This is a genomic window from Undibacterium sp. JH2W (assembly GCF_049340425.1).
Lineage (GTDB): Bacteria > Pseudomonadota > Gammaproteobacteria > Burkholderiales > Burkholderiaceae_D > Undibacterium.
The window spans coordinates 84,637-106,488 of the sequence record NZ_JBMPOT010000020.1 but is presented as its reverse complement, the minus strand read 5'-3'; the positions used below and the strand labels follow the sequence as shown (position 1 = coordinate 106,488).

Below are 21,852 nucleotides of genomic sequence, written 5' to 3'. Positions count from 1 at the left end.
CAACCGGAGCTGGCAGCCCAAGGATTTAAAGCTGGCCGCGATCGCATTATCCGGTTGCGCCGCATACTCGCCTTGCGCTGCAAGCAAAAACAAAAATTCAAGGCAACAACCAATTCGAATCACCAGCATCCTGTGGCAAACAATCTGCTGGACCAGACATTTGCCCCAGGCAGCCCAAACGAAGTATGGGTGACCGATATCACCTATATCAGCACAGGAGAAGGATGGCTGTATCTGGCAGGAATCAAGGATGTCTATACCTGCGAAATTGTCGGCTATGCCATGGGAGAACGAATGACACAAGCCTTGACAGCAAAAGCACTGTGGAAGGCTGTCAGTAATAAACGACCACTGTCTGGACTGATTCATCACTCAGACCGTGGTAGTCAATACTGTGCCCTGAGTTACAGGGAGTTGCTGGAGCAATTTGGCATGAGGGCATCCATGTCACGCAAAGGAAACTGCTACGACAATGCACCTATGGAGAGTTTCTGGGGAAGTCTGAAAAATGAACTGGTACATCATCAACGCTATGCAACACGTGCTGATGCACAGGCGGCTATCCAGGAATATATTGAAAGCTTTTATAACCGTCAGCGACGTCACTCGCGTCTTGGCAATATATCGCCAGCCTTATTTGCTGAAAATTTTAATCGGCACTCACAGGCTGCTTAGAACATGAGTGTCCTCTATTGACAGTACACCTCAAACACTGAACTGAAAGCATCTGACATTGAAATCAAACAGCAGCAACCTGCTCAAGAACTCGAAATGCGCCCCTTAGCGAAGACGAAATCCTGAGCGTTGCTGGTGGGCCTGAAAGCGACGTAGGAACTGGTACTTAATACAACCAAAATCTAAACCCCCACCACCTTCAAATACCGCCTCAAAGCCTCGCTAGGCGTTTTCAATAGCGCAGCACAGGCTTCTACATCGCCAGCACTGGTTTCCAGTGACTGGCGAATTTCTTCTGTGGGTATCTGTTCGGCGCGGCGTATCTGGCTGTGGTTATCCAGCAGTTTGTACATGGATGGACGTGAGACCCCTAGTTCTTGCGCTGCGCCCTGTATATACCAGTCATTGTTTTCCATCGCACGTAAAACATCGTCGTCGCTGAGTTCTGCCAGTTTTTTGCGTGGTATTGCTGGCTGCGGGATCTTGCTGTCGGTGTTGACGCTGGCATGTGCCACGCTCGATGGAGTGGTGTGCGTGGTTTTGACCAGGCTGGCGAGTTGTGGCACTTCACCGAGTTGCAGGGCCAGAAGGGCGCGGCGCAGGACGTGGGATAGCTGGCGGATGTTGCCCGGCCAGTCGTAATTGGCAAATTCGCTGACCAGTGCCACAGGCAGGCTGGTGCCCAGCTCATTAGGTAGTTTGCTATTGCTGAGCAGGTGCTGCAGCAAGACGCCGATATCTTCACGGCGGGCGCGTAGCGGTGGCAGGTGGATGATGAAGCTTTCGAGGCGGCGCAGCAGGGCCTGGTTGAAGCCTTCGCTATATAAATCCTGGTCGGTCGCGGCGATCAGGCGGGCGCTGGACTTTTGGTCGTTCTGTGCGCCCAGCGGGCGATAATCACCGCTCTCCAGCACGCGCAGCAGCATGGGTTGTATGCTGGCTGGGGTGTTGCCTATTTCATCGAGAAAAAGAGTTGCGCCTTCTGCTTCGGCAAACAGACCTTTGCGGGCGTTTTGCGCGCCTGTGTAGGCGCCTTTGACGGCACCAAACAAATCAGCAGCTGCCAGGGCTTCATTCAAGGCGGCCATGTTGACGCTGACCAGTTCTGCACTGGCGCGCTTGCTATAGGCGTGGATGGCGCGGGCGGCGATTTCTTTGCCGGTGCCGGTTTCACCCAGCAGCAAGACCGGTAATTCAGTCCCGGCGACCTGGCGTATCTGGTCGCGGGCGACGATGGCGGCGCTGCCTACACCGATAAAGCCAAGGGCAGGATTGTGCTTGGGCAGGCAGCGCATCCAGTGCAGGCAAATCACGATGGCACGGCCCAGGCCGAGGATAACGCCAGCCTCTATCTGCTCACGACTTAGCGCCACCGGTGAATTGATCTCTATGCCATTGACTTCGACCACCATGCGGCTGGCCGGTGGGGTGATGAGTACGTTGTCATTGGCATCGCGGGTGATGCGCACGGGGTCACGCGAGATACCGCCATAGCCCAGCGGCAAACCCTCTTTGGCGGGATGACGGAATAACGGCAGGAAACGATTGATCTCGACCAGACCGTCAGGGTTACTGGCCATGAACTGTTCACCTATGCGCTGGCTGTCTGGATGCCAGATGATGGTCAGGCCCAGCAAGGCAGCCGCATTGTCGGCCAGCTTGGCCAGGGGTGAGGTCAGCGTGTAGTCGGTATCGGTCATTTTGTGTGCGACAAATTTTGGACGCAGATGTAAAGCGACAGTGTAAAGCGCCAATGTAAATTTGTATGCTTTACATGTCAAATGTGGTCGAAAAAACCTGATCTCCCTAGGAAAGTGATGCTGGCACGGGCTTTGCAAATAGACATGCATAGCGCAAGTGAACCTGCTTGCCATCTGAAGGAGAGAATTATGCCAACCACACAAATCATGCTTGCCGTACTTAATTTGCTGTTATTCATGTTGCTCAGCAAAATGGCGCTGAAAGCCAGGCTGGCGCGCAATATTGCCATGCGTTTGCTGACGGACGACGTGTACTACCATGAAACCCGTGCGGTGCTGATACAAAAGAATGTGGAGAGTGCCAGGTTATACCGCGGTCGTGTCCGTATCAGCACCATCGCCAAAATCCCAGCGACCCGGCAGCAAGACCCGCAGGCAGCCTGGTTTGCGGCTGTCCACACTTCTACCCATATGCGTCTGCGCCCTTTGCCAGAACCGGCACCATCGGTGCTGGAAGTGCCATATGCCTTGTGGGCCACGACCTGGGCATCGAAAGACACACCCTGGTCTACCACGGTCAGCCTGAAGCAGGATAAGCCAGATCAGCAGACTAAAACTGTGCATGAAGTCGCAGTTGACGCTGTCAAAGAAAAACCGGTACGCAAACCTGTAATGAAGCCCGTCCACAAATCCGGCAAGACTGCACAGGACTTGCTGGATATGGGAATGATGCAGTCCGCTGCATGTTAAACAATCTGGAGCACTGAAGCATGCCAACCGTATTTCAGGAGTCAGCTATGAAGCCAGCACAGCCATTCACGACTGCAGATATGTTATTGAAACTTGATCCTGTTGGCGACTTTGACCTGTACCAGGGTTGCTTGCCACCCATGCTGAGGTTGCAGGCCAATCTGTTTGGCGAACGTATGCCGACGGAGGCGGAAGAGATGGCGGCGCTGGATAATTTTCGTACTTTGTATGGAGCAGCCAGAGTTGGCTTTGACAGACGCAAGACAGACAGGCGCCTGGACCCGGCCAGGCTGGGAATGGCACCAGCCTATCAGCGCCGCAAGAGTGACGATAGCAATAACGGCATGTGAACCCCGGAACAAAGACCAAAACCAAATCAGGATCAGACATGACGTCAGAAAAAAAACTGTTAGCCTTGCATGAACAGGAAACGCTGCTCACTTTTGCGCCAGAAGAGCCCGGCCTGCATTGGCAGCGCATCAATGGCATGGCGGTGCATGACGATGCCAACTGGGAACTGGAAATCTGTCGCATGACCTGCATGACGCTAGCCGAAGCCAAGAGTTTTGCAGCGGCAGACGACCGCATCACTTTTTTCTTTTATGTCAAACATTACGCCATCATGTGCTGTCACCAGGTCTTGCATGCGGGCGATGTGGTGTTTTTTTCCGGCACACCTACTCTGGTGGCAGAAAGCGGGGCCGACAGTTTTGAAAAACCGGCGGCGGCAGGCAGCAGCTTTAGCGTCACGGCTGCGCCTGGCAATAACTGGGTCAGCATACAGGCGCAAATGCAGGTGCCGTTTTTGAGTAGCGAGCAAGCCCATGCCTATTTATGGCCATGCCTGCTGCCTGGGCATGGTCTGGGTGCAGAATTGCTGGGGGGTGGTTTGCAGGCAGTGCTCAGTTATTGCCCACCGCAGGCAAACCACACTGATATGCCAGAGCACCCATTTGCCCAGGGTGGCTGGTGGGTATGTGGGCAATATGTGCATGCAGGCGGTAAGCCGCATCCTGCGCAAGCCTGTTTTGGCGGTCCTTGCATGGCAGTCAGCCCTGGTGACGTGCTGAGTTGCCGTATCGTTTATGAGGCAGCCAGCCGTAGCTGGCTGCAAACCATCACGAATATCAGCAACAAAAATAGTGTGTCTTTCCCGGTGTTGGCAAAGCAAAGGCCAGGGCAGCTACAAGAAAAAAATACGCTCAGTTTTTGCCTGGAAAAATTGCTACCCTCCCGGCATGCGCATGCTACTCATGCAGGTGCGGCAGCCAGCCATTTATATCAATGCCTGAGCTTATACAATGTGGTCGCCAAAGTCGCTTTTCCGCAAGCGAATCTGGCGCAAGACTTGAACCATCTGGCATTTGTGGAAAACGCCAGACTCAGTGATGACCAGACCAGCCTGCACCTGGGGCGCATCGTCTTGTATAACCCCATGATGCATGTGGGGGAATGAGCTGTGCATCTTGAGCAAGTGCCTGCATTGGAGAGCATGGAACTCGCACCATGCATCAATAGTCAAATTGGCACTTTTGACTGCTACTGTGCTTTGAGAGAATTTCAATCAGGATTATCTTTCCCTGGCCTTGGTGCTTTGTCTGCTGATTAAGGGCATATATAACAATTTTTAAAATCACAAATGGCACTATTGCTGCACCATTGCTGTACCAGAAACAGCTACACTGTTGCTCTCGTTCATGCTTACCAGAGCAATCATCCATGCGCAGTCGCACTGCCAAAATCGCTGTCAGTCTGTTTTTGCTGCTAGGCTTGCCCAGCCAGGTGGTACTGTCTGGCCTGGTGGATTTTTCGCCTGGCTTGATGGAATCCGTCAGCAAGCGCTTTGGTACAGAAGGGCCACGTCGCCTGATACAAATGAAAATTGCCGTCAATAAGATCAGGGCAGCGGCTGGTAAGGATTTTGCCAAAAATGCAGGACTCTCAACCGATGCCCAATATGAAATGCCGGTTTTGCGCCAGGTGAATGATTTCTATAATCACGTGCCCTATTTCAGCGACCAGGAACACTGGGGCGTCGAAGATTACTGGGCCACGCCTGTGGAATTCATCGCTTCATGGGGCGGTGATTGTGAAGACTATGCAATTGCCAAATACATGACGCTGAAAGACCTGGGTATCCCCCCTGAGCGTTTGCGCATCACCTATGTCAGGGCAATACGCATAGGTGAGACCCATATGGTATTGGCTTATTATCCCAACCCTGCGGCCGAACCCTGGATCATGGATAACCTGGTAGAAGAAATCCTGCCTGCCTCGGCCCGTACTGATCTGGTGCCTGTGTATAGCTTCAATGATGATGACTTATGGCTGGCCAGCGGCAATACCCGCAAGGGCGGGGCATCGACAGTGCGCTTGTGGAAAGACTTGATCGAGAAGATGGCCAAAGAAAAACGCATGTAAAGCGCAGGTTCACTCTGCCACTGCCACCATCACCTTTTCCGGCGCGCCAAAATAAAAGCCCTGGCCGCATTCTATATGGTCGGCGATCAATAATTGCAGGCTGGCTTCGGTTTCCACATTTTGTGCCACCAGGGAGATGCCCAGGGATTGGGCAAACTTGACAATGGCACGCAAGTGAGCATGACTGCTTTCGTTTTCAGCCACTTCTTGCACCAGGCCGCCGTCAAGCTTGATATAGTCCGGCGGCACTTCACGGATGAAATTCAGGGCATGTGGGTCCAGGCCAAAATGGTCGACCCCAAAACGCACGCCAGCTTCACGTAAGGCAGTGACAAATTTACGGGTGACGGCACGGTTTTTGGAGCAGGCGGATTCACTGATTTCTACCGAAAAACGGGCCGCCAGCTCAGGTGAATATTTCAGGCGTGCCATGAACCAATCACAAAAATCCTTGCTTTCCATGGATTGCAGCGAGACGTTAACAGCGATACTTTTATAGCTGCCGCGATTTTTTTGCAGCATGTCCATGATCAGGGTGATCACAGCCTGGTCTATCTCTGGCATCAATTCATGGCGCAAGGCCATGGGCAGGAATTGATTGGCAGGCACCAGCTTGCCCTGGGTATCGAGCAGACGGGAAAAAACTTCGTGATGTACCAGCTGGCGCAATTGCAGGCGCATGACAGGCTGGGCAAACAAGACCCAGCGGTTTTCTGCCAGGGCATTGCTGATCAGGGTACGCCAGCCATGAGAACCGGCTATCGCGGTTTCACTGTCTTCCATATGGGTCAGGGTGATTTGTCCATTGCCGGACTGGCGCATGGTTTCTATGGCCAGGTCGGCACGGGCAAAGATGTCTCCGCGCGGCTGGCTAGGACCAAAGACGACGGCACCAGCCGCCAGACGGACTTGTCGTGAGGCACGCAGCAAGACTTGATTCAAGCGGTAATGCAGAGACTCGACCAGCAAGTCCATGACTTGTTGGTTAACATCGATACACACTGCCGCCATGGAACTGCCACCTATGCGGCCGAGGATATAGCTGTATTTGCTGACGACTTCACGCAACACGGTCGCCACGTCAGCCAGCAAGGCATCACCTTGTTGATAGCCATAGTGATGATTGTATTCTTTCAAGCCATCGAATTCGAAAACGAAAATGACAGCACTTTCAAAGCGCCCTTCTTCCGACAGCAAAAGATTGAAACGCAGGTCAAAGCCATGACGGTTTTCCAGGCCACTGACTTTGTCAATGAAGGCATCACGCCGAAAACTGTCTGCCCGGCTGATTTCTGCATCCAGCATGCTGGAGATGCGCTCTGTCATATGGTTCATGGCCAGCACCACACGTTGCAGTTCGCGGGTTTGCGGCACCACTTCTATACGCTGGAAACGTTTGGCCTGTATGGCGATAGCGACTTCTTCTATTTTTTCCAGCGGGCTGAGGATAATCCTGAGCAAGACCACAGTCAGGCCCCACACGACCAGATACATGGCAAACATCCATAGCGCCATTTCTTTCATGGAGCGCCACAGGTATTCATAGGCATAAGCCGGGTGGCTGACCACGATGACCTTGCCCAGTTGACGCCAGCCTGAGGAAATAAAGGCTTCGCCTGCCGGAGTTTGCAGGTCAAGCAGGGCGGGCATCCAGCTGGGCACGGTTTCCTTGTTGCTGGCCAATTCTTTATTCAGCATGACTTTGCCTGCTGGATCAAGTACCACGATTTTCTTATAATAGCCGCGGTCAAACAGGGTAGATATTTGTATATTTGCCAGGGTCTGGTCATTTTTGGCCAGGGCTTCTTCCAGTGGCCGCGACAAAGCCGTGGCTGCGTCCTGCGCATGCGAGGCCAGTTGCTGTTGCAAATAATCTCGTGTCGTCAGCACTGACAAGATTTGCAATCCAAGAAACACGGCAAAAAAGATGATGGATATGGCAAGCAGGAGTTGGCGTCTGAGCGTCATGATGTCTCTTTATATGTTTTCATTTCCTGTTTCTATCTGTGTTTCTATCTGTGTTTTTGTCTTTGTTTTTATGGCAGGTTTATCACTTTTTTGTCATTTATTTTGATGATTCCCGTGCGCATGGTGACTTTAACAAGAAAATAGTATGTTTCGCTTATTTCTTCTGCTTTATTTCTAGATTTACATAAAATCGTGTTTAAGCTGAGTTATCACCCGGTTTTATCTCTTTCAATGTATTTTAATAAATTTCATATGTCCAATACCGATATTTTACGCAGCAAGATTAATCTGGAAACAGCAGCTTACCCCTGGAGTGAGTTATTACGCCACTTTGCCAGCGGTGCCGTACTAGTGGTCCAGCCTGGCCTGGATCTGGTGGAAGTCGCTCTGCTGATGGCCAATGACCACGCAGATGAAGTCGCTGCCCTGCTGGGCGAAGGTTATCTGGCCAAGGTCAGTGATGCGCAAGCTCAGGCCTGGCTGGAGCAAGATGCCCAGCACTGGACTGTAGTCGTCAAGCCCTGGGTGCTGGTGCAAGAACGTCAGACATAGCCAGCAAGGCCGGCTAGCATAAGGCCTTGCAGCATCCTTGAACTTTTAATAAGTCTATAAGGTCACAATCAATGACTTAGCTTTAGGAAGACAAGATGCAATTTGCACTGACAGACACGGGCAAACCCTTCAGTCAATCCGGACGTCCGGTAATGGCTATCTTATTGGTAATCTTTGCTCACATTCTTTTTTGGCAATTATTGCGTCAACCTGATAGCTATTTGCGCCATGCCGGGACTCATGCAGTCGTGCACTACCTGCAAGTTTTACAGATAGTGCCCAAGCCTGTCATAACAAAACCTCCGGTAGAAACGGCAAAAACTACTGATCCTGCAGTCCCGGCCGAAAAACTGGCAAAAAAAGAAAACACCGTCAGCAAGCGGCCAACTGTCACCCGCCCTCCCTCAATCCAGCCGATGACAGAAATCAGCCCGGATGCCAGCAAGTCAGCCGAACCACTAGCCATACACGAGGAACCTGCTGCCAGCCCGGGCCTGAACCTGGATGCCCTGCGCAGTTCTGCCGTGGCGATGGAGCGCAAGCGCAAACCCACGGAAATTGAACAAATCCAGGCCAGCCACCGCCAGGCAGACAGCCTGGAAAAACGTCTGGGTGAAGGCACCAAAAGGGCAGAAAAGAAAGAATGCCTGAAAGCCTTTTCTGGCTTAGGCGTACTGGCTGTCATCCCACTGGCAGTGAGCACCGTTGTGGACACTGGATGCAAATGGTAATGCGCCAGTCAGCTCGGCTATAATGCCGGATTCCGCATTTTGATTTGGCCGGAATGGGGCTGAAGCAAGATGGCTGTGGCACGCATGGATGGATATCACGAATTGATACCCGCCCCTGTTTGGTGATAGCCCTGCTTGAGCGCATCCTTGATTTGTTGACCTTGACTAATTGTTTGTTACTATAAAGCAATTTTATTTTTATCTGGATCATTCATGAAAAAAACTTCTTATCTGTTCGCCGCCATGCTGCTGGCAGCACTTGGATCTGGCTTCTCCCCCGTGACTGTCAATGCAGTTCAGGCGCAAGAAGCGGCTGATCCTGCCAAGTTGACTGTACGCGCAGAAATGGGCAAACCTCTGGCTGAAATTCAAGAATTGCTGAATGCCAAGCAATATCCCCAGGCAATCGAAAAAATCAATGCTCTGGATGCGCTGGAAAAGAAAACACCTTATGAAATCTTTGCCATCCAGCGCATGCGCGCGGTGGTAGCTTCCAGTACTAATGATACTGCCCTGATGGCAAGCTCATTCGACAGCATGATCAATAGCGAATTTCTGAAAGAACCAGAAAAAATGCGCTTGATTGAAGCCATGGCTGGTACTTACTTTAATGAGAAGAAATATCCACTCGCCAAGGAATGGGCAAATCGCTATCTGGCGAAAGACCCGGGGAATGTGGGTATGAATAATCTGATAGCCCGTGCCTATTATCTGGAAAACGATTTCCCTAATGCCATCAAGGTCTTGAATAACCAACTGGTAGAAGACGACAAAGCCAAGCGCAATCCTACCCAGGAAAACCTGAAATTGCTGGCCAGCGCTTATCAGCAAATCAAGGATAAGAATGGTTATGCAACCGTGCTGGAACGCATGATTGCCTTGTATCCACAAAAAGAATACTGGCCTGACATGCTCTACTCGGTAGAACGTCGCCCTGGTTTCTCTGACCGCCTGCGTCTGGATCTGTATCGTTTGCTGCTGAAAACCGAGAGCCTGGATGACGGCCCGCAATTCGTCGAAATGGTGGAATTAGCCCTGCTGGCAGGTTTGCCAGCAGAAGCCAAAACAGCCGTCGACGCAGGTTATGCCGCCAATTTGTTAGGCACAGGCAAGGAAGCAGCGAAGCACAAGCAATTGCGTGATAAAGCCTATAAACAGGCTGCCGATGATATTAAGACCCTGGATGCTGGTGAGGCTTCTGCCAAGAATGCAAAAACCGGCGTGGGCTTGCTCAACATAGGCTATAACTATGTCATCAACGGCCAGCATGAAAAAGGCCTGGCCCTGATGGAGCAAGGCATGACCAAGGGTGGCCTGAAGTTTGCCGATGAAGCCAAGCTGCATCTGGGTATGGCTTACTTGCAGGCTGGTAATCGCGAGAAGGCGAAAGAAGTATTTAGCACTATCCAAAGCACAGACGGCACAGCCGACCTGGCTCGTTTGTGGTTGCTGGTTCCTGCGGCAGGTACAGCAGCTGCGCCAGCTGCCAAGTAAGTGCCGGTATCAGTGACAGAATAAGTTCCTGATTCTAGTCAGATTTGAAAAGCGCGGTCTACCTGATTGGTAGGCCGCGCTTTTTTGCATTTCAGGATTGATGCTGAAAAAAAAGGCTGTTTTGCACGATGCAAAACAGCCTGTCAAGTTCAGGACCGCAAGCTCTGATTACGGTACTGACGGTACACCTTTGGATACAAATACCGCCCGGCCTCAATGAAAAACCGGGCGAAAACCTTCACTTGCTATCAACCCGTGAATCAGGAGTGATAAGCAGACTCACCATGGCTGGTGATATCCAGACCTTCACGCTCTTCATCTTCTGGCACACGCAGACCAACCACCAGGTCAACCAGTTTGTAAGCCACAAAAGAGACTATGCCTGACCACAGTATGGTAGTACCAACTGCGGTAGCCTGTGTCGTCACCTGGCCGAAAATATCATAAGGATCTGCCGACATTTTGTTTGTAACATAGTCAAATATGCCCTGACCGCCGAGGGATGGTGCAGCAAATACACCGGTCAGCAATGCACCCAGGATACCGCCTACGCCATGCACGCCAAAAACGTCGAGTGAATCATCTGCACCCAGCAGGCGTTTGAGACCATTGACACCCCACAGGCAAACTATACCTGCCAGCAAACCGATAATCAGGGCACCCATGGGGCCAACGAAACCGCAAGCCGGAGTAATCGCCACCAGGCCAGCTACCGCACCGGAAGCGCCACCCAGCATGGAAGGCTTGCCTTTCGACATCCACTCACCGAACACCCAGGATACAGTTGCCGCAGCCGTTGCCAGCAAGGTATTGATGAAGGCCAGCGCAGCCACATCGCCTGCTTCCAGAGCAGAGCCAGCATTGAAACCAAACCAGCCCACCCACAACAGGGATGCACCTATCATAGTCATGGTCAGGGAGTGAGGTGCCATGGATTCTTTGCCATAGCCCACACGTTTACCTATCAGGTAAGCACCAACCAGACCAGCCACCGCGGCATTGATATGGACGACCGTACCACCTGCAAAATCCAGCGCACCTTTTTGGAACAGGAAACCAGCCTTGGCTGTTTCTGTTGCCAGTGTGGCGGCATCCTTGATGGCATCAGGACCAGTCCAGAACCAGACCATGTGGGCGACAGGCAGGTAGCTGAAGGTGAACCACAAGACCACGAACAACAATACTGCCGTGAACTTTGCACGTTCTGCAAAAGCACCGATAATCAGGCCACAAGTAATAGCGGCAAAGGTCGCCTGGAAAGCCACATAGGCAAACTCAGGAATCACCACGCCCTTGCTAAAAGTTGCTGCCGTGCTGAAGCTTGCCTTGGCCGGATCCCAGATACCTTTCAGGAAGACACGGTCAAACGAACCGATGAACTTGCCACCTTCCGTGAAGGCCAGTGAATAACCATAGATACACCACAGTACGATAATCACGGCAAAAATCATGAAGACTTGCATGAGTATGGACAGCATGTTCTTGGAACGGACCAGGCCACCATAGAACAAGGCCAGGCCAGGGATGGTCATCAAAATCACCAACAGGGTTGCAACCATCATCCAGGCAGTGTCGCCCTTGTTTGGTACTGGTGCTGGCACTGCTGCGGCACTTGCAGCAGCAGGTTCTGCCGCTGCCGCAGGGGCAGAAGCTGGCGTAACTACCGTTATTGCAGGTGCGGCAGGTGCAGCAGCCGCAGCCGGTACAGAAGCGCTGGTCGATGCAGTAACCGATGCCGCAGAGGCTGCTGCCAGTTCTGCCTTGGCCGAGGCATCCTGTGCCCATGCAGTAGAGCTAAAACCGACGGTGACCAGCAAGGCCGTCCCTGCCAGTATGTTCTTCAACAGTTTTTTCATGTGAACTCCCTGGTAGGCTATCAGAGTGCGTCGTTGCCGGTTTCACCGGTACGAATACGCACAACTTGTTGCAAGTCATAGACAAAAATCTTGCCGTCACCAATCTTGCCAGTGCGGGCTGCAGTTTCTATCGCCTCTATCGCGCGGTCGAGGATGGCATCATCCACCGCTGCTTCGATTTTTGTCTTAGGCAAAAAATCGACGACATATTCAGCACCGCGATATAACTCGGTGTGACCTTTTTGACGGCCAAAGCCCTTGACTTCCGTCACGGTAATCCCTTGTACACCGATGGCGGACAAGGCTTCACGTACTTCATCAAGCTTGAAGGGTTTGATAATTGCAGTAATCAGTTTCATGCTGACCTCGGATGATTAAAATGTTTTGACTGCAGACAACAGCAGTGTCGTCTTGCCTGTGAATTTGCCACCTGGTGTGACATACAACTTGCTATCGGCATTGGTACCCAGGGCAGCGATACCGAAATTGATGCCAAAGAATTCTTTATTCACACCGATTTTCCAGTCGGAATAAGAATAGGCACCATTGTTCTTGATCGTTTGACGGCCTACATGCAGACCCAGGGTATAGCCCTCTGGTAATTCAATATTTGCCCCCAGATCCAGGTAACCACTGTTCTTGCTATTCACAAAACCAAACAGATTGGTGACGGAATGCGAATACTTGATATACGCTGGCCCCATGCCTACCTGGCCATAGATTTCTGTGGTGTTGGCATCGGCAAAGCCCGGCACCTTGTTCAAACCATTGGATGGATAGACATAGGAAAGAATACCGACGTCATATGACACATCCTTGACGATCTCGCCTTTTTTACCCGCATACAAATCCCATTCAACATCACCACCACCGCCAGCATCCTTGGTCCACTTGATCGTCGATAACCATGTCCCGGCATAAAAGCCGCTGGGATTGTGTACATAGTCAGCACCGCCCTGCAAAGCCGGATCAAGACGTGATTGTGAAATGGCGCGATAACGGTACTCGCTGGCGATGCCAACATTGAAGCTGACTTCATTGTCTGGCTTGGCTTCTGGCTTGGCATCTTCTGCCTGGGCAAAGCCACTCAGGAATGTCGTGGCTACAGCAGCGGCGATTACTAGTTTTTTCATTGCGCTTCCCCCTATTGAATAAAGATTTGATTTGATAGAAACCATGGCAGAACCCGTTTTCCATGGCAGGCAGTACTGCGTACCAAGCTGAACTGCCTGTGGCGGATTCTTGAATTCTTCTTTCCTCTACCTGTTAGCAGGAGTCGTGCCAACCATGCAGGATTTATAAAAAATCCCGATGACCATACAAGTACCAGGGCTGTATTCATACGCATACAGCCAGACAAAACGGGCATGCAGCCCGCTTTTAATATTGCAGCGCAATACCAGCAGCAGCGTGGGCAAGATGCGCTATCATTGCCCCATAGGTAAAATGGCAAGCGAAAAATCGATATTGCGCACCATTTGCGGGAGAAATCTACGCCGCACAAAAAAGTAGCAAGACCGGATTTGCACCAATACTGTGCAATTACAACATAGAGGATAAAAAATGGATAAGCAAAATTTCTTTAATGACATGCAGGCTAAAATCAGCCAGGCTTTAGAAAATTCACCCGCCAAAGACATAGAAAAGAATGTCAAAGCCATGATGAGCCAGGGCTTTTCCAAGCTTGACCTGGTGACACGCGAAGAATTTGATATACAGGCACAGGTGCTGGCCAAGACCCGCGCCAAACTCGAAGCCCTGGAAGCCAGGGTAGCCGCACTGGAAGCCCCACAAAAAGACGCCTAAGCAGCACGTATGTCGCTTGCCGTCCTCAAAAGTCGCGCCCTGAATGGCATGGATGCGCCGCAGGTCACAGTAGAAGTGCATCTGGCAAATGGCTTGCCTGCTTTTACTATCGTTGGACTTCCTGAAACCGAGGTCAAGGAATCCAAGGACAGGGTCAGGGCCGCCCTGCAAAATGCCCGCTTTGAATTCCCGGCCAAGCGCATCACCGTCAACCTGGCCCCGGCAGACTTGCCCAAGGAATCTGGCCGCTTTGATTTGCCGATTGCCCTGGGCATTTTAGCGGCCTCCGGGCAAATCCCGGGCGATGCGCTGGAGCAATATGAATTTGCCGGTGAACTCTCATTGTCGGGCGAGTTAAGACCGATACGCGGTGCCCTGGCCATGACATTTGCGATTTGCAAAAGCCAGCAGCATACGCAACAGGAGCCCGCCTTCATTTTGCCGCGCGCCAATGCCGATGAGGCTGCCTTGGTCAGCGATGCTGCAATTTACCCGGCAGACTCGCTGCTACAGGTATGCGCCCACTTCGCTGGTGTCGATGGAGAGCACAGACTTGCACGCCACAGACCAGCTTCCAGACCACAGCGCCCACAGTATGCTGATTTTGCCGAAGTCAAAGGCCAGCTCCAGGCCAAGCGCGCATTGGAAGTGGCGGCAGCAGGTTCACATTCAGTCATTTTGATGGGTCCGCCAGGCACAGGAAAATCCATGCTGGCGGCCCGCTTCCCCGGCATCTTGCCTACCATGACCGATCAGGAGGCACTGGAATCCGCCGCAGTGCAATCCCTGACTTCCGGCTTTTCCATAGAGAAATGGAAGACCCGCCCCTATCGCTCCCCCCATCACACAGCCTCTGCCGTGGCCCTGGTGGGTGGTGGTGGTACACCCAGACCTGGCGAGATTTCCCTGGCCCATCGTGGCGTCCTGTTTCTCGACGAATTGCCGGAATTTGATAGAAAAGTGCTGGAAGTTTTACGCGAACCACTGGAATCTGGCCATATCACTATCTCAAGGGCGGCGAGGCAGGCGGATTTCCCGGCACGCTTCCAGCTGATCGCAGCCATGAATCCCTGCCCTTGTGGCTACTACGGCCACAGCAATGGTAAATGCCGCTGCACGCCTGACAACATCGCCCGCTATCAGGATCGCATATCCGGCCCCTTGCTCGATCGTATTGATATGCAAATACAAGTCGGTGCCCTGCCCCATGCCGACTTGCTCAGGCAAGCTGACGGCGAAGCCAGTGCCAGTATCCATGCGCGCGTGGAAACTGCCTTCGAACGACAGCAACAACGCCAGGGCAAGGCCAACAATCTCTTGTCAACCACGGAAATTGATTTGCATTGCAAACCGGATGAAGCAGCAGGACTACTTTTGCGCAATGCCATGAACAAACTGAACTGGTCAGCACGTGCCTATCACCGCGTATTGAAAGTCGCCCGTACCATCGCCGACCTGGCAGGCTCCCCCCATATCGCCACACCGCATGTGGCTGAGGCCATACAATACCGGCGGGCGCTCAGGGATCAGTAAAGGATCATAAAAGGATCAGTAAGATCGGGGCATTGAATTTCCCGTCACCATGACCAGATAGGGGACAGCATTTAGTGTTACGCTCAACAGGAGTAGACCATGTCCCCGCAAGAAATCCAGGTATTACAGAATTTTCTCGATCAACTAGTAAAAGTGCAGGACAGCAATAAAGATGCACAAGCGCTAAGTCTGATCAATGAGGCTGTCAGCAAGCAACCTGATGCTCATTACTTGCTGGTGCAAAGAGCCTTGCTACTGGACCAGGCACTGGCCACTGCGAATAATCAGATTGCCAGCCTGCAAGCCGAAGTACGCGCTTTGCAGGCGCAAAGAACAGCATCCCCAGCAAGCAGCTTCCTCGACCCGTCCACCAGCGTCTGGGGCAATAGTGCCAGCACTCGTGCCCAGCCTGTTGCTGCCTATGGCAACACAATGCCGCCGCCCTTGCCCGCCAGCTATATGAATATGGCCAGCCCAGTAGCAGCGACCGGCTCCGGCTTTTTTGGTGGCGGTGCTGGTCATGTGCTGGGTACAGTGGCAGCAACTGCTGCGGGTGTCGCCGCTGGCGCATTTTTATTCCAGGGCATAGAGCATATGATGGGCGGCAATCAGGGGCACGCTCAAGCAGTTGACAATTCTGCCGCGCAACTTAGCCAGGGCGGTGGTGATCTTATACCCGGTTACTTTGACCAGCCTGGCGAGACAACTCCAGCCATAGATACTGCCAGCCTGGATGATGGCGCGGATGATATGCTGGATTTAGCCTGAAGCTGGCAAGTAAGCATGCTGCAAGTAACAGACTGAGCATGAAACCTGCGCTTATGTAACAGTCAGCTTGGCCTGTGGCTACCTTTTCTTTCATCTCCCTCTCTTGCAGGCCAATATTGGCCTGCTTTTTTGTGTTTGTTGCGACACTTTTGAGTATCCCCCGCTGTTACAAGAGCTTACGAAAAAAAACAAAAAAATAGCCTGCCTCCAGTATCACCATTCGACACCAGAAGCGTTGTATGCTGATACTTAAAAGTGTGAGGGGCGAAATGAAAATCCAATTTAACTTGCAGCATGCACTCAGTGCCAGCCTGTTGATCTTGCTGGCTGGCTGTAGCAGTCAGTCTCTCCAGCAAGCAGATAACAGGCATGGCCCCGTCAGCAATACGCTGACGCAGGCAGCAGTAGCACCAGAGCAATTACTGAATCGCCTGACCTGGGGTAGCAATCCCTCCAGCCTGCAAGCCTTGCAGGCTGTGGGGCCGGATCGTTACCTGGATCAGCAATTGCGCCCCCGCAATGCCGTCTTGCCAGCAGCAATACAGGCGCAAATAGACAGCATGACAATTTCGCGTCAGTCTTTGCCTGATCTCATGCGTGATCTGGAAGCCCGACGCCTGGCTTCAGAGCAGCAAAAAGGCACGGATGACACCTTGCGCAAGGAATACCAGCAAGAATTGAGTCGCCTGTCCAGAGAGGCAGCTACCCGTTCGCTATTGCGGGACACTTATTCAGCAAATCAGTTGCAGGAGCAAATGGACTGGTTCTGGATGAATCATTTCAATATCCATAATGGCAAGGCCAACCTGCGTGCCATGCTGGGTGATTTTGAAGAACAGGCGATACGCCCGCATGCGCTGGGCAAGTTCCGGGATTTGTTACGCGCCACGGTCTTGCATCCAGCCATGCTCAGGTATCTGGATAATGAACATAATGCCGTCAACCGCATCAATGAAAACTATGCGCGCGAGCTGATGGAATTGCATACCATGGGCGTGAATGGTGGCTATACCCAGAAAGATGTGCAAGAGCTGGCAAGGGTGCTGACGGGTCTGGGTATCAATCTGAGCAAGGACATGCCGCGCATGAAACCTGAGCTGGAAAAAATCTATGTGAAACAGGGTTTGTTTGAGTTCAGCCCACCGCGCCATGACTTTGGTGACAAGCAAATCCTGGGGCAAACCATCAAGGGCCGGGGCATGGCTGAACTTGATGAAGTACTGCTGCTCTTGTCCAGGCAACCGGCGACGGCGAATTTTGTCAGCCAGAAGCTGGCGACTTACTTTGTTTCGGATACGCCATCGAAAGCCCTGATCGATAAAATGGCGCAAGGCTTCTTGCAAACGGATGGTGATATCGCTGCCACTTTGCGTATCATGTTTAATTCTCAGGAATTCATCGCTTCATTAGGCAAGAAATTCAAAGATCCCTTGCACTATATGCTGGCCTCGGTACGCCTGACTTATGATGGTAATACCATCATCAATACCGGCCCCATGCTGAACTGGCTGAACATGATGGGCCAGCAATTGAATGGCCGGCAAACACCGGATGGTTATGCCCTCAATGAAAGTGCCTGGGCCAGCTCAGGGCAAATGACCGTGCGCTTTGATATTGCCAGAGCCATCGCGGGGGGCAGCCCTGGTCTGTTCCGGGTAGATACTCCGGCGGCACCGCCTGCTGCCGCCATGCCAGCGACACCGGGCATGCAAGCTGCTCCGGCTGCACAAGTTACCAAACCTGCAGTGGCTGCTCAAATGCCGCAAGAGAAACCTCCACAACCGGCACTGGCTGCATCGCCTTATGTGAAGAGCTGGAGCACAAAATTCAGCCCTGCCACCCAGACAGTTTTGAATCAAACACGTACTGCTCAGGAATGGAATGCCATCTTCCTGGCATCGCCCGAGATGATGCATCGTTAATCTGATTAGCTCATTAATTATTACGGAAAGATCACCACCATGAACCGTAGAGACTTATTGAAAACGATGGCGCTGCTGTCATCGTCCTCCATGCTGGGTTTGAGCAGCCAGGTCATGGCTGCTCCAGCGACCCAAAACCGCTTGTTGCTGGTATTTTTGCGTGGCGGCTATGATGCCAGCAGTTTGCTGGTACCAACATCGAGCAATTTCTATTATGAAGCCAGGCCCAATATCGCCATCGCCAGACCGGGCGATATACCAGATGCGGCACTGGCGCTGAATGCTGACTGGGGCTTGCACCCGGCTTTGCGTGACACGATTTATCCCATGTTCCAGCAAGGCGAAGCGGCTTTCATCCCCTTTGCTGGCACCGATGATTTGACACGCAGCCATTTTGAAACCCAGGACAGTATAGAAATGGGCCAACCACTGAGTGGCAGCCGCGATTTCCATTCAGGCTTTTTGAACCGCCTGGCGAAGGTACTGGGCAATAATGGCAAAGTCAGTGCCATGTCTTTTACGGACCAGTTACCGCTGGCCATGCAGGGCCAGGCACACATCGCCAATACGGCCTTGCGTAATGTCAGCAAGGCCAATCTCGATCAGCGCCAGCGCGACATGATCTTGCAGATGTATGCCGACACCAGCCTGTCACAAACTGTCAAAGACGGTTTTGCCATGCGCGATGAAGTGGCCCGTGAAATGCAGGAAGAAATGAATAGCGCCAATCGCAATGCCATCTCAACCAAGGGCTTTGAGCTGGAAGCACAGCGTATCGCCAAACTCATGCGCGATAAATATGCGCTGGGTTTCATCGATGTCGGTGGCTGGGATACCCATGTCAACCAGGGTGCTGCAACAGGGACACTGGCAGTCAAGTTTGAAGAGCTGGGCCGTGGTCTGGCGGCTTATCGTACAGAAATGGGGGCGATGTGGCGCAATACCACGGTGGTCGTCATCAGCGAATTTGGCCGCACCTTCCGTGAAAATGGCAAACATGGTACTGACCATGGCCATGGCAGCGTGTACTGGGTACTTGGCGGTGGCATCAAGGGTGGCCAGATCGCCGGTGAACAAATTGCCCTTGAAGCTGGTAAATTATTCCAGAACCGTGATTATCCTGTGCTCAACGAATATCGTGCCGTGCTGGGTGGTTTGTTTAGCCGTCTGTATGGTTTGAATGCAGGCCAGATAGAGCAGGTATTTGCTGGTGTCAAAGCACGTGATCTGGCTTTACTGTAATTGCTTCCAGGCCCGTCATGCCTTCTTTATGCAGAGGCAGGTCTATATAGAAATGCGTGCCGGGCTGGCTAGTGTCTTCACTCATGTAGTAACCAATGTCACCATGCATTTGGCGGATGATGGCCTGGGAGATCGCCAGCCCCAGGCCAGTGCCGCCTTTGGCACGCGTGTCTGAAGAATCGGCTTGTGAAAATTTCTGGAACAGGCGCTCACGGAAATTTTCTGGTATACCACTGCCAGAATCGATGACCTCTATACGTATCATATTGTCGCTCCTGACCATGCCCAGCACACGTACTGGTGAACCTTCGGGGCTGTATTTGCAGGCATTCGACAAGAGGTTGGCCATGACTTGCTGGAAACGCCCGGCATCCACCATGACCATGGCCGACCCTGGCAAATTGCCCAGCACAATTTCAGTTTCCATGCTTTGGGCAAAACCCTGATTATTATTGACAGCCGTCTGTAACAGGCCATGCAGGCTAAGGCATTCAAAAACAAAATCCATTTTACCGGCTTCTATTTTCTGGATATCCAGCAAATCATTGATCAGCCTGGTCAGGCTTTCACTATTCTTGTGAGCCATGCCCAGCAAGGCGGCAATCTTTTCAGGTACCAGGCCCATGGCACCGCCAACCACCAGACCTAGCGCACCACGGATGGCTGTCAGGGGTGTGCGTAATTCGTGGCTGACTGTGGAGATAAATTCACTCTTCATGCGTTCCATCCTGCGGCGCTCTGAAATATCGCGCACGATGACGATGAGTTTGCGTCTGCCACCGTGGTAATACTCGGTAATCGCCAACTCAGCCGGGAACAGGCTACCATCCTTGCGCATGCGCTCGGTTTCTGTGCGCAGGCAACCAGTTTCCAGAAATTCCCTGCGGCTCATGGCCAGGCTCAACAGGTCAGGTTGTCCTGGCGGCGAAAAAAATTTGCCATTCTTGCCCACCACTTCATTCGCAGGATGGCCGTAGATCGCCACGGCAGCCGGGTTCAGGGCTTCAATTTTACCCGTGTCGTCTATCATGATGATGCCGTCAGCGGCATTCTGGAAGATCGCCTGCAAGCGGTCGGATGAATCTTTCAGGGCAATTTGCTGTTCGGTCAGGTTCTTCAGTAAATGGGCCTGGTTGCGGTTGATGACTTCGGCTTGCTGCTTGAGCTCGGTGGTCACGGCCAGATCCTGCTCTCTTCTTTCCAGCAAATTGACCAGTACACTAAAAGCGGCCACGATGGCGAGTATGCCACTCATGGCGATGACCACGATGCCGGTACTGATCTTGCGCCAGTCGGCCAGGTACAAGTCTTCATCTACAGAAAAGTTGATAATCAGCGGGTATTTATCTAGCGACTGTATGGCCGCCATACGGGTAATTTGCTTGCCTCCCTCTGCTAAGCGAGGACTATTGCTGACGATGACACCAGATTTTTTATTTTGTTTATGGATCAGCTCATAGGTACTACCAGTAATATTTTTACTGCCCATGATTTCACCGCGCTCAGGCCAGCGTGCCAGGTAGGTAAAGTCATTTCTCAACAAGCCTATGGAAGCATGGCCATCGGCACTGAGTTTCTCATAAAACTGTGAATAAAAAGAAGGAGACATACCGAGGATGACAACGCCGATGAATTCGCCATCGCTGCCAGTCAATCTATGGCTAAGGAAAAACATCCATTTACCCGTGGTCTTGCTGCGTACGGAAGAACTCAGGAAAATACCTTGCACAGGATTATCGCGCTGCATCATAAAGTAGTCGCGATCCGCCAGGCTATAGGTGGGGGCAGGGAAGTTACGCGAAGTGTTAATCACATTGCCATTCACATCCAGTACGGAGATCACTTCTACCGCTGGTGACAGGGCCGCCTTTTCACGCAAAAACTGGTGAAAATCATAGGTGGATAATTTGCCCACCAGATATTCTGCACTGACACTCCAGCGATCTTGTATACGTTCAGAAATGCTGTCGAGAGCAGTGTAGGCAAAGTCCATTTGCTGACTGACGGTTTCTGCCAGCACGATGCCGAAGGTTTCTGTCTGCTTTTCCCACTTGCCGGTTTCCTGAATACGCAACATCCAGACTGCCGTGGCTGCCCCAATGACGATGGCCAGCACCAGGCTAGCCGCCAGCGCAATCGCTAAACGGCTGGTTGGAAGTGTTGCTGGCTTCATTTCATGTCGTCCGGTCATGCTCAAAACTGATCCTTGTACTCAAGTCTGGCAAGTCGATAGCACTTGTATGTTGCCCGAATTTACAGTCGCATTGTCAGATACAGCAAACTTACCAGATTGACAAAGTAAAGCAAACTAAAAACATATTCTATTACGGCACTCAACAATCACTATTCAGTTGAAAACAATGCACCCTACGCAACAACAAAGAATATAAGAGAAAGCTGGACAATTCTCCGCAACCCGGCAAATTTGCAGACG

The 21,852-nt window shown here is 52.0% G+C and carries 19 protein-coding genes; 13 read left to right on the top strand and 6 right to left on the bottom strand.

What is annotated here, in order from left to right; translation table 11 throughout:
• The coding region (locus ACO0LC_RS24695) for an IS3 family transposase (RefSeq protein ID WP_423008166.1) at positions 1-675 on the top strand (675 nt) is incomplete at its 5' end.
• Between the two features lie 182 nt (positions 676-857).
• Here ACO0LC_RS24695 and ACO0LC_RS24690 read toward each other — a convergent pair.
• Positions 858-2,375: a sigma-54-dependent transcriptional regulator gene (locus ACO0LC_RS24690; protein ID WP_423008164.1), complete on the bottom strand. Its 1,518-nt coding sequence runs from the start codon at positions 2,373-2,375 to the stop codon at positions 858-860.
• A gap of 189 nt (positions 2,376-2,564) precedes the next feature.
• Here ACO0LC_RS24690 and ACO0LC_RS24685 point away from each other — a divergent pair, with 189 nt between their 5' ends.
• The 4 genes from ACO0LC_RS24685 to ACO0LC_RS24670 all read left to right on the top strand — a co-directional run bounded on the left by ACO0LC_RS24685 (position 2,565) and on the right by ACO0LC_RS24670 (position 5,546).
• A complete protein-coding gene (locus ACO0LC_RS24685; protein WP_423008162.1) occupies positions 2,565-3,125 on the top strand; it encodes a hypothetical protein in 561 nt (186 codons plus the stop codon).
• A 47-nt stretch (positions 3,126-3,172) separates the two neighbouring features.
• A complete protein-coding gene (locus ACO0LC_RS24680; protein ID WP_423008160.1) occupies positions 3,173-3,475 on the top strand; it encodes a hypothetical protein in 303 nt (100 codons plus the stop codon).
• 38 nt (positions 3,476-3,513) lie between these two features.
• On the top strand, positions 3,514-4,581 hold the full coding sequence (locus ACO0LC_RS24675; protein WP_423008158.1) for a hypothetical protein: 1,068 nt from the start codon (positions 3,514-3,516) through the stop codon (positions 4,579-4,581).
• A 263-nt stretch (positions 4,582-4,844) separates the two neighbouring features.
• Entirely contained in the window at positions 4,845-5,546 is a 702-nt protein-coding gene (locus ACO0LC_RS24670) for a transglutaminase-like cysteine peptidase (protein ID WP_423008156.1), read from the top strand.
• 9 nt (positions 5,547-5,555) lie between these two features.
• On the opposite strand, the gene ACO0LC_RS24665 is transcribed toward ACO0LC_RS24670, so the two are convergent.
• Positions 5,556-7,514 carry a bifunctional diguanylate cyclase/phosphodiesterase gene (locus ACO0LC_RS24665; RefSeq protein WP_423008154.1) on the bottom strand — a complete coding sequence of 653 codons (1,959 nt, stop codon included), beginning with the start codon at positions 7,512-7,514 and terminating at the stop codon, positions 5,556-5,558.
• 252 nt (positions 7,515-7,766) lie between these two features.
• Here ACO0LC_RS24665 and ACO0LC_RS24660 point away from each other — a divergent pair, with 252 nt between their 5' ends.
• The 3 genes from ACO0LC_RS24660 to ACO0LC_RS24650 all read left to right on the top strand — a co-directional run bounded on the left by ACO0LC_RS24660 (position 7,767) and on the right by ACO0LC_RS24650 (position 10,291).
• A complete protein-coding gene (locus tag ACO0LC_RS24660) occupies positions 7,767-8,066 on the top strand; it encodes a DUF2288 domain-containing protein (RefSeq protein ID WP_423008152.1) in 300 nt (99 codons plus the stop codon).
• A 95-nt stretch (positions 8,067-8,161) separates the two neighbouring features.
• A complete protein-coding gene (locus tag ACO0LC_RS24655; RefSeq protein WP_423008150.1) occupies positions 8,162-8,797 on the top strand; it encodes a hypothetical protein in 636 nt (211 codons plus the stop codon).
• A 213-nt stretch (positions 8,798-9,010) separates the two neighbouring features.
• Positions 9,011-10,291, top strand: a complete 1,281-nt coding sequence (locus ACO0LC_RS24650; RefSeq protein ID WP_423008148.1) for a tetratricopeptide repeat protein — start codon at positions 9,011-9,013, stop codon at positions 10,289-10,291.
• 260 nt (positions 10,292-10,551) lie between these two features.
• Here ACO0LC_RS24650 and ACO0LC_RS24645 read toward each other — a convergent pair whose 3' ends face one another.
• From ACO0LC_RS24645 to ACO0LC_RS24635, 3 genes are read right to left on the bottom strand one after another with little or no spacing between them, the layout of a single operon-like run.
• A complete protein-coding gene (locus tag ACO0LC_RS24645; RefSeq protein ID WP_423008146.1) occupies positions 10,552-12,147 on the bottom strand; it encodes an ammonium transporter in 1,596 nt (531 codons plus the stop codon).
• A gap of 20 nt (positions 12,148-12,167) precedes the next feature.
• Positions 12,168-12,506 carry a P-II family nitrogen regulator gene (glnK, locus tag ACO0LC_RS24640; protein ID WP_423008144.1) on the bottom strand — a complete coding sequence of 113 codons (339 nt, stop codon included), beginning with the start codon at positions 12,504-12,506 and terminating at the stop codon, positions 12,168-12,170.
• Positions 12,507-12,521: 15 nt separating this feature from the next.
• The gene (locus ACO0LC_RS24635) at positions 12,522-13,280 is read right to left on the bottom strand and encodes a TorF family putative porin (protein WP_423008142.1); all 759 of its coding nucleotides are present in this window, start codon (positions 13,278-13,280) and stop codon (positions 12,522-12,524) included.
• 430 nt (positions 13,281-13,710) lie between these two features.
• Here ACO0LC_RS24635 and ACO0LC_RS24630 point away from each other — a divergent pair, with 430 nt between their 5' ends.
• From ACO0LC_RS24630 to ACO0LC_RS24610, 5 genes are all read left to right on the top strand, one after another.
• Positions 13,711-13,953 (top strand): accessory factor UbiK family protein, encoded by a 243-nt coding sequence (locus tag ACO0LC_RS24630; protein ID WP_305257834.1) that lies wholly within the window; start codon positions 13,711-13,713, stop codon positions 13,951-13,953.
• A 9-nt stretch (positions 13,954-13,962) separates the two neighbouring features.
• Positions 13,963-15,486, top strand: a complete 1,524-nt coding sequence (locus tag ACO0LC_RS24625; protein WP_423008139.1) for a YifB family Mg chelatase-like AAA ATPase — start codon at positions 13,963-13,965, stop codon at positions 15,484-15,486.
• A gap of 99 nt (positions 15,487-15,585) precedes the next feature.
• A complete protein-coding gene (locus ACO0LC_RS24620) occupies positions 15,586-16,254 on the top strand; it encodes a DUF2076 family protein (protein WP_423008137.1) in 669 nt (222 codons plus the stop codon).
• A 269-nt stretch (positions 16,255-16,523) separates the two neighbouring features.
• Positions 16,524-18,176 (top strand): DUF1800 domain-containing protein, encoded by a 1,653-nt coding sequence (locus tag ACO0LC_RS24615; protein ID WP_423008135.1) that lies wholly within the window; start codon positions 16,524-16,526, stop codon positions 18,174-18,176.
• Between the two features lie 39 nt (positions 18,177-18,215).
• A complete protein-coding gene (locus tag ACO0LC_RS24610; RefSeq protein ID WP_423008133.1) occupies positions 18,216-19,418 on the top strand; it encodes a DUF1501 domain-containing protein in 1,203 nt (400 codons plus the stop codon).
• Here ACO0LC_RS24610 and ACO0LC_RS24605 read toward each other — a convergent pair.
• Positions 19,390-21,609, bottom strand: a complete 2,220-nt coding sequence (locus ACO0LC_RS24605) for an ATP-binding protein (RefSeq protein ID WP_423008131.1) — start codon at positions 21,607-21,609, stop codon at positions 19,390-19,392. The genes ACO0LC_RS24610 and ACO0LC_RS24605 overlap by 29 nt on opposite strands.
• Positions 21,610-21,852 lie beyond the last annotated feature (243 nt).